Source organism: Mycolicibacterium neworleansense, assembly GCF_001245615.1.
GTDB classification, from domain to species: domain Bacteria; phylum Actinomycetota; class Actinomycetes; order Mycobacteriales; family Mycobacteriaceae; genus Mycobacterium; species Mycobacterium neworleansense.
The window spans coordinates 485027-499630 of sequence record NZ_CWKH01000003.1; the positions used below are offsets into that span (position 1 = coordinate 485027).

Here is a 14604-nt window from a genome sequence, read left to right on the forward strand (position 1 = left end):
CTTTCTGCCACGCTGATGGCATGCGGATCGAGCGGCTCGGCGCCCTGGGCGATGCCCCGGCGGTACTGCGCGGGGTCGCCACGGCCGCCCGGGCCGCGGGCCTGGCGCCGCCGGCCGCATTGATCGGCGACTGGTACTCCTCCCGCGCGGTGATCGCCCCCTCGGTGTCGGTGGCCCCCGTTGCGCCTGAAACCGCCTTCGACGTGGCGCAGGACGCCTCGGGACCGACCGGCAGCGTGGGCGGCGGATGGTTCGGCTACCTCTGCTACCCGGACCCGGGTGCCGACGGCTCACCGCCGCGCATCCCGGTGGCAGCCGGCGGCTGGTCCGATTGCGTACTGCGCCAGGACACCGACGGCATCTGGTGGTTCGAAAGCCTCAGCGGTGCAGCACTTCCCGCCTGGTTGCGTGCACTGGAGCCGGCCGAACCGCACGGCTACACCCTGAGCTGGGCGGCCCCCGACCGCGACGACCACCGCCGCGGCGTGCTGGCCTGCCTGGAGGCCATCGCGGCGGGCGAGGTGTATCAGGCCTGTGTGTGCACCAGGTTCACCGGCCACATCGACGGCCGGTCGATCGATTTCTTCACCGAGGCGACAGCCCGGACCGCACCGTCGCGGGCCGCCTACCTGGCCGGGGACTGGGGGGCGGTGGCCTCGCTGTCACCGGAGCTGTTCCTGCGCCGGGCCGGCACCGCGGTTACCTCCAGCCCGATCAAGGGCACACTGCCCCGCACGGCCGATCCGCTGGCACTGCTGGCCTCGGTCAAAGATGTCGCCGAGAACATCATGATCGTCGACCTGGTGCGCAACGATCTGGGACGGGTGGCGACCACCGGCAGCGTCACGGTGCCCGAACTGCTCGCAGTCCATCCGGCGCCCGGAGTCTGGCACCTGGTCTCCACAGTCACCGCCGAGGTGCCCGCGCAGCTGCCGATGAGCGCGCTGCTGGACGCCACGTTCCCGCCGGCCTCGGTGACCGGCACCCCCAAGCGGCGGGCCCGTCAACTGTTGCGGCAGTGGGAGCCCGCACGACGCGGAGTGTATTGCGGCACAGTGGGTCTGGCCTCACCAGTGGCAGGCTGCGAGCTGAATGTGGCGATCCGCACCGTGGAGTTCGCCGCCGACGGCTCGGCGGTTCTGGGCGTGGGCGGCGGCATCACCGCCGATTCGGACGTCGACGCGGAATGGGAGGAATGCCTGCACAAGGCCGCCTCGATCGTTCAGCCCCGGGCGCGCAGCACCGCGTCGTAGAGCTCGCGCCGTGACGGTGCCCCCGGATGAGCGGCGATCACCTCGGCGCAGGCGTCCTTCACCCGGGCCCCGTCGGCCACCAGGTCCTCCACCTCGGCCACCAGATCCGGCAGTTCGACGGTCGGGGTGCCGCCGGCCAGCACCACGGTGATCTCCCCCAGCACGCCGTCGGCGGCCCACTCCGCGAGCTCGGCCAGGCTGCCGCGCCGGATCTCCTCATGTGTCTTCGTCAGCTCGCGGCATACCACGGCGCGCCGGGCCGGGCCCAGCACCTCGACGGCGTCGCGCAGGGTCTCGGCCAGGCGGCGCGGGGATTCGAAGAACACACTGGTGCGCGGTTCGGCGGCCAGGGTCTGCAGCCAGGCCAGCCGGGCGGCGTGTTTGCGCGGGGCGAAGCCCTCGAAACAGAACCGGTCCGAGGCCAGCCCGGACACCGCCAGCGCCGTCGTCACCGCGCTCGGGCCGGGCAGGCAGGACACCGGCAGGTCGGCCTCGGCGCAGGCCGCCACCAGGCGGTAGCCGGGGTCGTTGATCAAGGGCATGCCGGCGTCGCTGACCACGAGTACCGTCGCGCCCGCCGTGATCTCCTCGACCAGGCCGGGCACCCGGCTCGCCTCGTTCTGGTCGAAGAAGCTCAGAATCCGCCCGGCCGGCTGCACCCCCAGCGACTGGGCCAGGGCACGCACCCGCCGGGTGTCTTCAGCCGCCACGATGTCGGCCGTCCGCAGCGCCTCGACCAGTCGCGCCGACGCATCGTCGGGCCGGCCCAGCGGCGTGGCGCCGATCAGTAGTTTGCCGGGTGTCACGACGGACAGCCTACGATCGCTTGCGTGACCGCCACCGCCACCGAAACGCCGACGGCTGGTCGCTCGGTCCCGTTGATCAGCCCGGCGCCGCTGATCCCGGCCCCCGATTTCGGGCCGACGGACCGGCTGCAGGGGTGGATGATGACGGCGATCATCACCGCGCTGGCCGCGATAAGCCGGTTCCTGAACCTGGGCTCGCCGACCGATGCAGGCACGCCGGTCTTCGACGAGAAGCACTACGCGCCGCAGGCCTGGCAGATGCTGTACAACCACGGCGTCGAGGACAACCCGGGCTACGGGCTCGTGGTGCATCCGCCGGTGGGCAAGCAACTGATCTCGATCGGCGAGGCGCTGTTCGGCTACAACGGGCTGGGCTGGCGGTTCTCCGGGGCCGTGTGCGGCGTACTGATCGTGATGCTGGTGGTCCGGATCGCGCGCCGGCTCAGCCGCTCCACCCTCGTCGGCGGGATCGCAGGGCTGCTGCTGATCGCCGACGGGGTCAGCTTCGTCTCGGCGCGCACGGCGCTGCTGGACGTGTTCCTGGTGGTGTTCGTGGTCGCGGCGTTCGCCTGCCTGATGGTCGACCGCGACGACGTCCGTCAGCGCATGCACATCGCGTTCATGGAAGGCCGGATCGCCGAGACGCCGTGGGGGCCCCGGCTCGGGGTGCGGTGGTGGCGGTTCGGTGCCGGGGTGCTGCTCGGTCTGGCCTGCGCCACCAAGTGGTCGGGGCTGTACTTCGTGGCGTTCTTCGGCGTCATGACCCTCGTGCTCGACGCGATCGCGCGCAAGCAGTACCACGTGCCCGCTCCGTGGCGCGGCATGCTGCGTCGCGATGTGGGTCCGGCCGCGTACGTGTTCGGGTTCATCCCGTTCGCGATCTATCTGGCGTCGTACGGGCCGTGGTTCGCCTCCGAAACGGGTGTCGACCGTCATGAGGTCGGCCAGTCGATCGGCGAGAACAGCATCATCCCGATGCCCGACGCCCTGCGCTCACTTTGGCACTACACCTATGCCGCTTACCGATTCCACGCCGGGCTGACCAACGCCGACGGCAACCACCACCCGTGGGAATCGAAACCGTGGACCTGGCCGATGTCGTTGCGGCCGGTGCTCTATGCGATCGACAACCACGACGTGGCCGGCTGCGGCGCCCAGTCGTGTGTGAAAGCCGTGATGCTGGTGGGCACTCCGGCGATGTGGTTCATCGCCGTGCCGGTGCTCGGCTGGGCGCTGTGGCGGGCCGTCGTGCGACGCGACTGGCGCTACGGCGTGGTGCTGGTGGGCTACTCGGCCGGCTTCCTGCCCTGGTTCTTCGACATCGACCGGCAGATGTACTTCTTCTACGCCACCGTGATGGCGCCGTTCCTGGTGCTGGCGATCGCGCTGATCCTCGGCGACATCCTCTACCAACCCCGGCAGAACCCCGAACGGCGCACGCTGGGTCTGCTGGTGGTGTGCTTCTACGTGGCGCTGGTGATCGCGAATTTCGCGTGGCTGTACCCGATCTTGACGGGTATCCCGATTTCACAGTCGACGTGGAATCTGGAGATCTGGCTGCCGAGTTGGCGCTAGGGGTCGCCGCCGGCGTGCCGGCCCGGCGTTGAGATTGCGTTGAGGGCTGTGATTTTGAGTTATCCACAGCCCTGTACGCAATCTCAGGAATGACGGCACGTTTTGTCGGTCTCGCGTCCCAGCATCACGGCATGGCAGACGTCTTCATCGGCAGCGAGATGCTCAGGCGCGGCGCCCTGACGCGCAGCCAGTTGAGGTGGAATTACCGGTCGATATTTCCAGATATCTATGTGTCGAAGTCAGGACCGCTTTCCCTGTCAGGCAGGACTATCGGCGCCTGGCTGTGGTCAGGCCGCAACGGCGTGATCGCCGGCCGGGCGGCTGCGGCATTGCATGGCGCGCTGTGGGTGGCCGACGGCGCACCGATAGAAATGCTCTGGCGCAATGGCCGCCCACCGGATGGCATCGTCGTCCGGAACGAGCGGATCGACCCCGACGAGATCACTGTCATAGCCGGCCTGCCAGTGACGACACCCCAGCGGACAGCCCTGGACCTGGCGCGCCATCTGCCCCGGGACCTGGCTGTTGAGAACCTCGACGCGCTGGCACGAGCCACTGACGTCAAGGCAGCCGACGCCCTGCTCCTCGCCGAACGCTATCCGAGAGCCCGGGGGCTGCGTCGGGCAGGAGTCGCACTCGACCTGATGGACGGCGGTGCCCAATCTCCGAGAGAAACGTGGCTGCGCCTGGTTCTCATCGACGGTGGATTGCCGCGGCCACGCACCCAGATCCGGGTTACCGACGGATTCAACGAAGCCTTCATCGACATGGGCTACGACGAGCCGATGGTCGGCGCCGACTACGACGGAAAACACCATGCCACCGACCGCCCGCGGTATGTGCATGACATCGGCCGCAACGAGTTGATCGCGCGACAAGGATGGATCGATATTCACGTGGTGGCCGAACACCGCAAGGCATTCATCCTGCATCGCGTGCGCGAGGCGTTGAAATTGCGCACAAGGTCGTGAAATCGCCCGGACCACAGCCCTGTACGCAATCTCAACGGGCAAACGCCAAGGATCTAGAGCAGGTCCCGCGCCGCCGGGCACGACATACAGCGTGGGCCGCCACGGCCCGTGCCGAGTTCCGACGCCTCGATCGGCAACACTTCGATACCTGAATCGGCCAGTCGGGCATTGGTTTCGGAGTTGCGCTCATAGGCCACCACCACGCCGGGCGCCAGGGCCAGGGTGTTGTTGCCGTCGTCCCATTGCTCGCGTTCGGCGGTCACCGGATCGAGCCCGGTGTCGATCACCCGTAGTTGCTCGATCGCCATCGCATCGGCGGCGGCCTGCACGAAAGGCACTTCGTCATCGATCCGGATGCCGGCCTCGGTCCGGTGAATGGTGAACGCCGACAACGAGTCCACGATGTTCGGGTACATCACCACCGCATCGACGTCGACCATGGTGCATACCGTGTCCAGGTGCATCTGGGCCCGCTCCTGGCGGATCGGCACCGCCAGCACCGTGTGGGCCAGGTCGTCGTCGAACAGGCTGCGCGCCAGCGCTTCGGCACCGGCCGGTGTGGTCCGCTCCCCCACGCCGACCGCCACCACACCGGGCCCGAGCAGCAACACGTCACCGCCCTCGACCGGTGCCGAACGCGACTCGTAGGCCCGCCGGACGCCGAGGAACCGCGGATGGTGCGCGTAGATCAGGTCGGTCAGCGACGTCTCGCGCACCCGGGCCGGCAGGGCTAGGGAGGTGATCGCAACGCGTGGGCCGATCCAGAACGACGAATCCCGGGTGAACAGCAGATTGGGCAGCGGCTCGATCACGAAATCGCCGCCGTGATGCATGAGCCGCACCAGTGACAGTTCGGCACCGTGGAACGGCACCTCGTTGAAGGTCATGCCGGCCATCAGGATGTGCGCCAGGTCGGCCGGCGCCAGGCCACGCAGGTGAGCCGAAAGTTCCTGGGCCAGTGGCACACCCAGGCGCCGCGCGTCGACGGCAGCGGAGATCCCGTGCATGCGCGCGGCGCCGCTGTGGGCCAGTGCCTCGGTCAGCAGATCGGCGAGCAGCAACACCTCGACGCCGCGTGAGCGCAGCACCGCCGCGAAGGCGTCGTGCTCGCGTTGCGCCTTGGCCACCCACGGCAGGCCGTCGAACAGCAGGGCGTCGTTGTTGCGTGGCGTCAGCCGTTGCAGTTCCGGGCCCGGCCGGTGCAGGATGACGGCGCGCAGGGTGCCGACCTCAGAGTTGGAACCGAACGCCGCAGTCTCCACGCAATGACGTTAACTCAACTATGGTTGAGGTGTATGGAGACGCACGAGTTAACTCCTGGCGAGATGTCGCTGCGCAGCGGCGTGGCGGTGTCCGCACTGCACTTCTATGAGCGCGAGGGCTTGATCGCCAGCCGCCGCACCTCGGGCAACCAGCGCCGCTACGCGCGCGAGACCCTGCGCCGGGTGGCGTTCATCCGGATGTCGCAACGCCTGGGCATACCGCTGGCCCGCATCCGCGAAGCGCTGTCGAGCCTGCCCGACGACCGGGTTCCGACCAGTAAGGACTGGGCCCGGCTCTCGGCGGGTTGGCGCCAGGACCTCGACGACCGGATCGTGCACCTACAACGGTTGCGCGACAACCTGACCGGCTGCATCGGCTGTGGCTGCCTGAGCCTCAAGACGTGCCAGTTGACCAACCCCGGCGACGTCCTGGCCGAACGCGGCCCGGGTGCGTCCCGCCTCTAAACAATCGAACGCTTGTGCGATACACTCGCGCGCATGGAGCTGGCGTTGCAAGGCTCACTGTTCGAGCACGCGGAACGTCGTCGCCTCGGCAACGGCGCCTGGGTTGAACTGCGCTCGGGCTGGTTGCCCGATGCCGACTCGCTGTTCGAGGAGTTGATGGACGGGGTCCCCTGGCGGTCCGAGGAACGCGAGATGTATGACCGCGTGGTGGCCGTGCCGCGGCTGGTCAGCTTCCACGACCTGATCAACGAACCGGTACCGCACCCCCGGCTCAAGCAGATCCGTCGCAGGCTCAACGACACCTTCGGCGGTGAGCTCGGGGAACCGTTCACCACCGCGGGACTGTGCCTGTACCGCGACGGCAACGACAGCGTGGCCTGGCACGGCGACACCATCGGCCGCAGCCGCACCGACGACACGATGGTGGCGATCGTCGGACTCGGCGCGACACGGGTTTTCGCGTTGCGCCCACGCGGCGGCGGTCACGCCCTGCGGCTACAGCACCGCCACGGAGACCTGTTGGTGATGGGCGGATCGTGTCAGCGCACCTGGGAACATTCGATACCGAAGACCACCAGCCTGGTCGGGCCGCGCATCAGCATCCAGTTCCGCCCGCACGACGTGCGCTGAGGCTCTAGCCCCGGACGCTGGCGACCGCGGTGCTGAGCAATTCGCGGGCCCGCTTGTCGTCCACCTTCGCCACCGGTTTGCCCGGCACCACCAACGGGTTGGCGGTGACGATCACCATGAACGTGTCGAAACTGGCGACGTAGTTGTACAGCTCTCCGGTGCGCGCCTGGCCGCCCATCGTGGTCTGGATGATGCGGTGCGTTCCGTTCGTGTGCGCCCCGTCGATCTGCGGGGCCTCGACGACGTCCACCTGACCGCGGATGCCGGGGCCGAGGAACTTCACCTGCTTGCACGCGTCGCCCGGGTCGTTCAATTGCACCGGCTCAGACGTCTCCACGGCCAGCACGATGAACCGGTTGCCCGCGCCCTCGGCCGAGGTGGCGGCCATGTTGCCCTTGAGCCCCTCCGGCAGCGACTGGCCCTCGGCGAACTTCGCGCAATCGGCGGGGTCGACCTTCACCCCGGGCGGCATCTTCTGTGGCGTCAGCATTTTCGGGTCGATCCCGGTCGGGGCGACGTCGGTGACCTTGAACTCCGGGCCGAAGCTGGAGCGCACCTTGGCGACGTTGGCGATGTCCGCGTGCGCGGAATCCGACTGGTCGGATTGACCGCAGGCGACCAATCCGGTGACGCAGGCAAGAACGCCGGCGGTGGCGAGTAAGACGTTGCGGTTCTCCATCGCTGGTTAACATACCTGGGCTCGTCAACATGTCCGGGCGGGCCGGCTCAGCCGCGTAACGCCGAAACCGTTTTCACCAGCAGTTCACCGGTGAACGCCGGGTCGAGCGCGGGATCGGGCGATCCGGGATCGGTGACGACGGTGATGAACAGGTGGTACCGGCCGGCGTCCGAGTTCAGATCGGCGGTGAACGTGTCGGCGTGGGACCGGGTTTCGGTCCCGCCTTCGACGGTGGTGGTCACCGCGGTGGACATACCCGCGGTCACCGCGCCTTCGATCGTCGGGGCCGGTACCGGGGTCACGGTCCCGACGGAGTGCCCGCCCGACACCCTCCATTGGTCACACGCCGTGTCTGGGCCGGGTTCGGCGGGCGCGTCCGCGAGCTTCGCGAAAGCGGCGTACACGATGCCGCCGGGTCCCGATGCCGACCAGCCCCGGGCGGGTTCGGTTTCGGGGGCGGCCGACACCGCACACTGCGCGGGCTCGGCCGTCCAGTCCGGTCCGAACCCCCACAGTGATACCGGGGTCGCGCGGGGGTCGATGTCCACCACCTCGTAACCGGCCGGCAGATCGTGGCTCACCCGGTCGATACGGGCCGGGTTGAGCGCTCCGGCATTGCCGGTGGGCACCGGGCCGGACGGGCCGGGCGCCGGTTCCGGTGCCGGCCGCGGACCGCAGGCCACCATGCAGGCCAGGGCGCACACGGGCAGGGCCGCCGCAACGGCGTAAACGCGCACGGCGTTTTGATACCACAGCCCAGGTTTGCTGTCGAGGACGGCCGCAGCGCGGCTTGTCAACTCGTTTTTGGTGCCCGCCGAGTGGCCGACGCCACGACAAGTGTTGCGATACAGCGGAATTTAATCGTCGCCGGACGGGTTGGCATGAACAGGAAGTCCGAGACGACGAGGAGCAGGTCAGGTGTACGGATTGGCGGGGGCGGTATTGACCGGCGGCGCGCTGTCGGCGCTCGCGCTGGGGTTCCCCGCCGCGACCGCGGCCGCGCCCTCGGGTGTCGACTCAGCGCAGGACACCGCCGACGAACTGCAGCGCCAGGGCTTCGACGTCGTGATCTACAAGGCCGGAACGGCTCCGCTGGATCGGTGCACCGTCTCGTCGGTGCGCCCGGCGCAGATTCTCGAGCAGACGGTCTACCTGTCGGCGAATTGCTGAGGGGCGCCCGAGCGGTCCGGGCCTGAACATTTCACTGTGCAAAAGTCTTCGTGGCCGGACTGCGGCTTCTGCCAGCTAACACCCAGGAAAGCGTTTATCGTGCAAATCAGTTGCGCCTCACCGGGGGCGTCCAACCGATTAGGAGACCGATGACCACCTCAATGAGGGCGGGCGGAATCGTCATCGCAGCCGTCGCACTCGGGGTCTCGTTGGCCGGGTGCGGCGGCAAGACCGTAACCGGCACCGCGACCGAGGCGACCAGCGCCACCGGGACCAGCGAAGCCAGCAGAGAACCGACCAAGACCAAGGCCGACGAAACGGGTACCCCCGCCGCGGGACACCAGTACACGATCGTCGATTACATCCGCGACAACAAAATCACCGAAACGCCGGTCCATCGCGGCGATCCGGGCACACCCCAACTGGACCTGCCGATCCCCGAAGGCTGGGAGGACGCCACCTCGTCTGCCCCCGAATGGGCTTGGGGCGCAATCGTATCCACTGATCCGGCGTTCGCCGCGGATCCGCCGTCGATCATCGCGCTGATGTCGAAGCTGACCGGTGACGTGGATCCGGCCAAGATCTTGGAGTATGCCCCGAACGAGATCAGGAACCTGCCGGGCTACGAGAACCAGGGCGACGGGTCGGCGGGCGAACTGAGCGGATTCGACGCGTATCAGATCGGCGGCACGTACGTGAAGGACGGCGCCACCCGCCTGATCGCTCAGAAGACCGTGGTGATCCCGGCCGCCGACGGACTGTTTGTGTTGCAGTTCAACGCCGACGGCACCGAGGATCAGATGGGTCCGCTGATGGACGCGACCACAGCCATCGACGAGCAGACCGTCATCACGCCGTAGCCGACTGCCGGGAGAAGGCCGACGCCGCTGCCACCTGCTCGGGCGTCGGCCGCACTCCGGTGTAGCGCTCGAACTGCTCGGCGGCCTGCAGCGCGATCACCTCGGCGCCGGTGATGACCGGCAGGCCCGCCGCCCTGGCCGCGGTGATCAGCGGGGTTTCGGCCGGCATCGCCACGACATCGACGACCGCTGCGGCCGCCTCGATGGTGGCCGGTTCGAATGCACTGCGGTGTTCGTCGGGCCCACCGGCCATCCCGATCGGGGTGACGTTGACCAGGAGCGGCGCCGTCAGCGTGCCGACCTCGGGTGCGTAGTCGTAGCCGAGGGCCTCGGCCAGCGCACCCCCGGTTTCGGGGTTGCGTGCGACGACGGTTCCCTTGCGAAAGCCTTTGTCGCGCAGGGCCGCCCCTACCGCCTTGGCCATACCACCGCTGCCCTGCAGCAGCACCGCGTCGCCCGGATCCAACCGCTCGATGAGTGCTTGCACGGCGAGGTAGTCGGTGTTGGAGGCGACGAGATGACCGCCGGGCACCGACAGGTCGTTGACGATCGTGTTGACCGCATCGATCGCCAGCGCCGACGGTTCGATCTCGTCGACGAGGGCCATGACGTCCTTCTTGAACGGCATCGACACCGAGCAACCACGGATCCCCAGCGCCCGCACACCGCCGATGGCCGCGGCGATATCGGTTGTGGTGAAAGCCTTGTAGAGATAGTCCAGGCCGAGCTCGTCGTAGAGATAGTTGTGGAACCGGGTGCCGATGTTGCTGGGCCGGGCCGCCAGCGAGATGCACACCCGGGTGTCCTTGTTCAATGGTGGCCTTCGGCCACTGGCGGTCAGCGGCGGCGTCACTGGCTCACTGCCCGGATCACCTGACGCGTCACGTCGTTGATCTTCGCCGCCAACTCCGGGTCCAGGCGCAGCGTTTCGACGGCGGGCACCGGGACGTCGGTGAGCACCACACCCAGATCCTCTCGTTCCCACACCGCCCCGAGCCGGTCCAGGATGCGACGCATGGCGTAGTTGTCGCTCAGTACCCGCGCGGTAAAGCGTTGAATGCCAAGGTAGTCCGCTGACACCACCAGGGCGTCCATCAGGAAGGTGCCGATCCCGCGACCTTGGTAGTCGTCGCCGACGGTGAACGCCACCTCGGCCGTCGTCGCGTCGTGCCCTTCGCGGACCACACGAGCATCGGCGACAACGGGCCCCAGGGCGCCCTCGGTCATCACCCAGACGAAATGATCGGCGTAGTCGACCTCGAACAGATACTCCAGCAGGGCCTTGGTGGGCTTGCGCACGGATTGGAAACGGCGGTAGAGGGTTTCGCTGGAGAACTCGACGGGGCCGTTCAGCGTGCGCTCGACGTCACCCGGCAGAACCGGTCGCAGATAAAACCAGTCACCGTTGCGCACCTGCACGGGGATGGGCGTGATGAATCCGGCCAGCCGCTGACGCGCGATGCGCACCAGGCGGTCGAACATCCCGGGCAGGTGCAGGATGACCTCGAACGCCTCGCGGTCGCCCACCCAGCCCGTCACCGGATCGAGGGCGGTCACCGTGGCGGTGCGCGACGCGTCGCGCAACAGCGCGATCTCCCCGATGATCAGGCCAGGTTCCAGCTCGGCGACCACGGCCTGGCCGTCGGGCCCGTCATGGACCACCTGGGTGCGTCCCGAGGCGATCAACATGAACGTCAGGGCCGGATCACCCTGCCGGATCAGCACCTGCCCGGCCGGGGCCGACAGCGGCCGCAGCACGGTGGTCAACGGCTCCAGCACCGAAGGCCGGCATCCGGCGAAGAACTCCAGCGCCGCCAGGTCGGCGGCGCTGATCTCGGTCAGATCGGCCACGGTCCCAGGCTACGGGGCCGTCGCGGACTGAGTCAGGGCTTGGCGAATCCGGCCTTGGCCAGCGCCTTTTGGCCGGCCTCACCGATCACCAGGTCGACGAAGCGGTGCGCCAGTTCGGCGTGCCGGGACTCCTTGAGCACGGCGGCGGGGTAGGTGTTGACGGCCTGGGCCGCCTCGGGGAAGGCGACGCTGGTGACCTTGTCCCCGGCTCCGGCGGCATCGGTGACATAGACCAGGCCGGCGTCGGCTTGTCCGCTGGTCACCTTGCCCAGCACGTCGGTGACCGAGGTCTCTTCACTCACCGGGGACAGCGTCACCCCGGTGGCCTTCTCGACCTTCGCGGTGGCACCGCCGCAGGGAACCGGCGGGGCGCACACCACCACGCTGGTACCGGGCTTGGCCAGGTCGGCAAAAGTTTTGATGCCCTTGGGATTCCCGGGTGCGACGGCGATGGTCAAGGTATTGGTGGCGAAGTTCACCGGGCCGCCCTCGACCAGGTCGGCGGCCACCGCCTTGTCCATGTTCCGGGTATCGGCCGAGGCGAACACGTCGGCGTCGGCGCCCTGGGTGAGCTGGGTGACAAGGTCGGAGGATCCGGCGAACGAGAACTCCACGGAGCTGCCGGGGTTGTCGGTCTCGAACTGCTCGCCGATCTCGGTGAACGCCGACTTCAGCGAGGCCGCGGCGAACACTGTGATCGAGCCTCCCCCGGCGGCACTCGACGGTCCCGACGCATTCTCGGTCGCGCTGCAGCCACTGATCAGGGCGGTCGCCCCCACGGCGCTGAGCGCCACTGCGAACATCCGGGCTCGGTTCACGATGGTCCTTTCGGGGTTTCCACGATCACTGTCGTGGCCTTGACCACCGCGACGGCCACACTGCCGGGGGCGAGGCCGAGATCGCGCACTGATTGACTGCTCATCAGCGACACCACGGTGAAGGGGCCGCACTGCATTTCCACCTGGGCCATCACCCCGTCAGCGATGACGTCGGTGACCAGGCCGACGAACCGGTTTCGCGCCGAGCTGCCGATGCCGAGCGGATCCTTGGGCGCCGCAGCGGCATTGGCGCGGGCGAACGCCGCCAGCGCGGCTCCGTCGATCACCTTGCGGCCGGAGCCGTCGAGATGGGCCGGCAGCGACCCGTCGTCGATCCAGCGACGCACCGTGTCGTCACTGACGCCGAGCAGTTCGGCCGCCTCGCGGACCCGGATGTCTGGCACCGCGACAGCGTATCGGCACTCCATCGGCCCAACAACCGCAAATACCGGGGAATGGCCTTGTTTGATCCGCAGGTGCGGAACCCGCTCGCGCCACACTGCCCCCCTTGAGCGCGCCGGAGCTCCCCCGCTTACCCGCCGAACTGGACGGCGGCCAGCTCGAGGGCCTTGCCCTCCAGCCGCTGGCCCAGATAGATCTCGGCCTGCATGAGCCGCTCGCAGTGCCACCGAATGTCCTCGGCGTGTTCCCGAGATGCCGTGTAGCGCACCGCCATAGTCGTCACGTCGATGCGGCGGGTGTCACGCACCCTGAGGTCCTCGGCCACCTTGAAGCCGTCGTCTTCGGCAGCCGCGATGGCCTCGAGCACCTGGCCCACGGCCAGCCGGATGTCCCGGCAGCCGTTCTCGGCTATTTCGGAGGCCTCACGCTGGATGTCGCCCTGCTTGCGAACCACGACGGCGTCGGCGCTGACCTGTTCACCCGCGACCTCACTGGCCGGGCCGGACCACTCCGCCCCGCCGGGCGCGTGCACGTTCTGCCGATGCCACTCGAACAGTTCCTCGGATTCGGCCGCCAATTGCCGCCAGCGGGCAGCAGCATCCGCGAGATACGTTGTATCCCAACTCTCCAACCGAGAGCGAGTCAGTGCCCCACCTGACAGACCGGCGGCGGATACATCATTCACATCAACTCCGCCAGACCTCCGGCGTGTTGTTCATCGCTCGCGGCGTAGCGATGCGCGGCGGCAGACAGATGCCCCGCCTGCGCGCTCACTCGACCCGATTGGCAGGCCCGCGCGGAGATCACCGCGTCATCCATCGCCGAGACGCCGCTACTGCTGGGGTAGCCCCCGGCGTCGGGGCGGGCAGGCGGTACCCCCAATTCGGCAGCAATCAACTCGCTGCTGGTGGCCCCCGCACGAAGCGCCCCCGGGTCCACTCTCAGATCGTTTGCCATAGCAATCCCCCAACTGGCCAATCTGCTCCCCGAGGCTAACCGAATCGGCTGGGTTGAGCCCAGGGGCTGAGCAAGTATGCCATTGCAAACTGGCGTCGACCAAGACCGGGTTCGTGTCCTTCCGGTCACCGACCGGCCATCAACCGGCCATCGTCAAGCCTCCACTGACACTGAGGACTTGGCCAGTGATGAAGCTGGCATCGTCGGAGGCGAAGAAGAGGACAGCCTTGGCGACCTCCTCGGGTTTGGCGACCCGACGGAACGGGATGGCCCGGATCAGTCCGTCGCGAACCTTGTCCGGAAGCGAATCGAACAGCGGGGTGTCGGTCGGTCCAGGGCAAACACAGTTGACGTTGATCTCATGGCGAGCCATCTCGCGCGCCAGCGACTTGGTGAAGGCGATGACCCCACCCTTGGTACCGGCGTACACCGTCTCCCCCAGACTGCCCACCCGTCCTGCATCGCTGGCAATGTTGACGATCTTTGCCGTGGTTCCCGCGGCGAGGATGGTTTCGAGGAAGGCATGGGTGAGCCGGACGGGTCCGAGAAAGTTCACCGCGACCAATGCCTGCCAGAGCGTGTCGTCATTCGACATGAACGGCTCGACTCGGTCGAAGCCCGCGGCGTTGACGATGACGGCCGGCGGTCCGTAGGCGGCGACGACGTCGTCGCGCAGTGTGCCCACGGCCGTCGGGTCGGCAAGGTCGACCACATGCGCGGTGGCGTTCGCACGGTTCCGCACCGTCTGGGTGAGACCCGCTTCATTGCGGTCGACGGCCGCGACCGTGGCGCCGGCGTTCTCCAGCGCGATCGCGATAGCCCGACCGATTCCCGACGCAGCACCCGTGACGACGGCGACTTTGTTCTCGAATCGCACTATCCGACCTCCCGATCTGCGGTGATGT

General features: G+C 68.1%; 18 protein-coding genes. 7 read left to right on the top strand and 11 right to left on the bottom strand.

All coding sequences use genetic code 11. The features are described 5' to 3' along the window. The first annotated feature begins 20 nt into the window (after nucleotides 1-20). Nucleotides 21-1253 (top strand): aminodeoxychorismate synthase component I, encoded by a 1233-nt coding sequence (locus tag BN2156_RS26850; RefSeq protein WP_090517998.1) that lies wholly within the window; start codon nucleotides 21-23, stop codon nucleotides 1251-1253. On the opposite strand, the gene rsmI is transcribed toward BN2156_RS26850, so the two are convergent. After that, the gene (rsmI, locus tag BN2156_RS26855) at nucleotides 1223-2059 is read right to left on the bottom strand and encodes a 16S rRNA (cytidine(1402)-2'-O)-methyltransferase (RefSeq protein WP_090517999.1); all 837 of its coding nucleotides are present in this window, start codon (nucleotides 2057-2059) and stop codon (nucleotides 1223-1225) included. The two genes, BN2156_RS26850 and rsmI, sit on opposite strands and share 31 nt — an antisense overlap. 24 nt (nucleotides 2060-2083) lie before the next feature. Here rsmI and BN2156_RS26860 point away from each other — a divergent pair, with 24 nt between their 5' ends. Both BN2156_RS26860 and BN2156_RS26865 read left to right on the top strand, forming a co-directional pair. Then, complete coding sequence (locus BN2156_RS26860) at nucleotides 2084-3634, top strand: dolichyl-phosphate-mannose--protein mannosyltransferase (RefSeq protein ID WP_090518000.1); 1551 nt, start codon at nucleotides 2084-2086, stop codon at nucleotides 3632-3634. A 131-nt stretch (nucleotides 3635-3765) separates the two neighbouring features. Continuing rightward, nucleotides 3766-4605, top strand: coding sequence for a type IV toxin-antitoxin system AbiEi family antitoxin (locus BN2156_RS26865; protein WP_090518001.1), 840 nt, complete (start codon nucleotides 3766-3768; stop codon nucleotides 4603-4605). A 53-nt stretch (nucleotides 4606-4658) separates the two neighbouring features. Here the strand turns inward: BN2156_RS26865 and arcA are convergent, their stop codons facing one another. Next, on the bottom strand, nucleotides 4659-5867 hold the full coding sequence (gene arcA / locus BN2156_RS26870) for an arginine deiminase (protein WP_090518002.1): 1209 nt from the start codon (nucleotides 5865-5867) through the stop codon (nucleotides 4659-4661). A gap of 33 nt (nucleotides 5868-5900) precedes the next feature. Between arcA and soxR the strand changes: the two genes are divergently transcribed. Continuing rightward, nucleotides 5901-6332 carry a redox-sensitive transcriptional activator SoxR gene (gene soxR / locus BN2156_RS26875; RefSeq protein ID WP_090518003.1) on the top strand — a complete coding sequence of 144 codons (432 nt, stop codon included), beginning with the start codon at nucleotides 5901-5903 and terminating at the stop codon, nucleotides 6330-6332. Nucleotides 6333-6365: 33 nt separating this feature from the next. Then, nucleotides 6366-6962 (top strand): alpha-ketoglutarate-dependent dioxygenase AlkB, encoded by a 597-nt coding sequence (locus BN2156_RS26880; protein ID WP_090518004.1) that lies wholly within the window; start codon nucleotides 6366-6368, stop codon nucleotides 6960-6962. A 4-nt stretch (nucleotides 6963-6966) separates the two neighbouring features. Here BN2156_RS26880 and BN2156_RS26885 read toward each other — a convergent pair whose 3' ends face one another. Then, the gene (locus BN2156_RS26885) at nucleotides 6967-7641 is read right to left on the bottom strand and encodes a DUF5642 family protein (RefSeq protein WP_090518005.1); all 675 of its coding nucleotides are present in this window, start codon (nucleotides 7639-7641) and stop codon (nucleotides 6967-6969) included. Nucleotides 7642-7688: 47 nt separating this feature from the next. Next, a complete protein-coding gene (locus BN2156_RS26890; RefSeq protein ID WP_090518006.1) occupies nucleotides 7689-8378 on the bottom strand; it encodes a DUF5642 family protein in 690 nt (229 codons plus the stop codon). 181 nt (nucleotides 8379-8559) lie between these two features. Between BN2156_RS26890 and BN2156_RS26895 the strand changes: the two genes are divergently transcribed. After that, nucleotides 8560-8811: a hypothetical protein gene (locus BN2156_RS26895; protein ID WP_090518007.1), complete on the top strand. Its 252-nt coding sequence runs from the start codon at nucleotides 8560-8562 to the stop codon at nucleotides 8809-8811. Between the two features lie 149 nt (nucleotides 8812-8960). Beyond that, nucleotides 8961-9671, top strand: a complete 711-nt coding sequence (locus BN2156_RS26900; RefSeq protein ID WP_090518008.1) for an envelope biogenesis lipoprotein LpqN — start codon at nucleotides 8961-8963, stop codon at nucleotides 9669-9671. Here the strand turns inward: BN2156_RS26900 and BN2156_RS26905 are convergent. The 7 genes from BN2156_RS26905 to BN2156_RS26935 all read right to left on the bottom strand — a co-directional run bounded on the left by BN2156_RS26905 (nucleotide 9661) and on the right by BN2156_RS26935 (nucleotide 14576). Further along, nucleotides 9661-10524, bottom strand: coding sequence for a shikimate 5-dehydrogenase (locus BN2156_RS26905; protein WP_210436720.1), 864 nt, complete (start codon nucleotides 10522-10524; stop codon nucleotides 9661-9663). The two genes, BN2156_RS26900 and BN2156_RS26905, sit on opposite strands and share 11 nt — an antisense overlap. Continuing rightward, on the bottom strand, nucleotides 10521-11522 hold the full coding sequence (locus BN2156_RS26910; RefSeq protein WP_090518009.1) for an acetyltransferase Pat: 1002 nt from the start codon (nucleotides 11520-11522) through the stop codon (nucleotides 10521-10523). Before BN2156_RS26910 ends, BN2156_RS26905 begins: the two co-directional genes overlap by 4 nt. Before the next feature lie 32 nt (nucleotides 11523-11554). After that, entirely contained in the window at nucleotides 11555-12325 is a 771-nt protein-coding gene (gene modA, locus BN2156_RS26915; protein WP_090518010.1) for a molybdate ABC transporter substrate-binding protein, read from the bottom strand. An 11-nt stretch (nucleotides 12326-12336) separates the two neighbouring features. Then, complete coding sequence (locus tag BN2156_RS26920; RefSeq protein WP_090518594.1) at nucleotides 12337-12744, bottom strand: TOBE domain-containing protein; 408 nt, start codon at nucleotides 12742-12744, stop codon at nucleotides 12337-12339. A gap of 128 nt (nucleotides 12745-12872) precedes the next feature. Next, a complete protein-coding gene (locus tag BN2156_RS26925; RefSeq protein ID WP_090518011.1) occupies nucleotides 12873-13427 on the bottom strand; it encodes a hypothetical protein in 555 nt (184 codons plus the stop codon). Next, on the bottom strand, nucleotides 13424-13699 hold the full coding sequence (locus tag BN2156_RS26930; RefSeq protein ID WP_090518012.1) for a hypothetical protein: 276 nt from the start codon (nucleotides 13697-13699) through the stop codon (nucleotides 13424-13426). Before BN2156_RS26930 ends, BN2156_RS26925 begins: the two co-directional genes overlap by 4 nt. A 139-nt stretch (nucleotides 13700-13838) precedes the next feature. Then, nucleotides 13839-14576, bottom strand: coding sequence for an SDR family NAD(P)-dependent oxidoreductase (locus BN2156_RS26935; RefSeq protein WP_090518013.1), 738 nt, complete (start codon nucleotides 14574-14576; stop codon nucleotides 13839-13841). Between the last annotated feature and the right edge of the window lie 28 nt (nucleotides 14577-14604).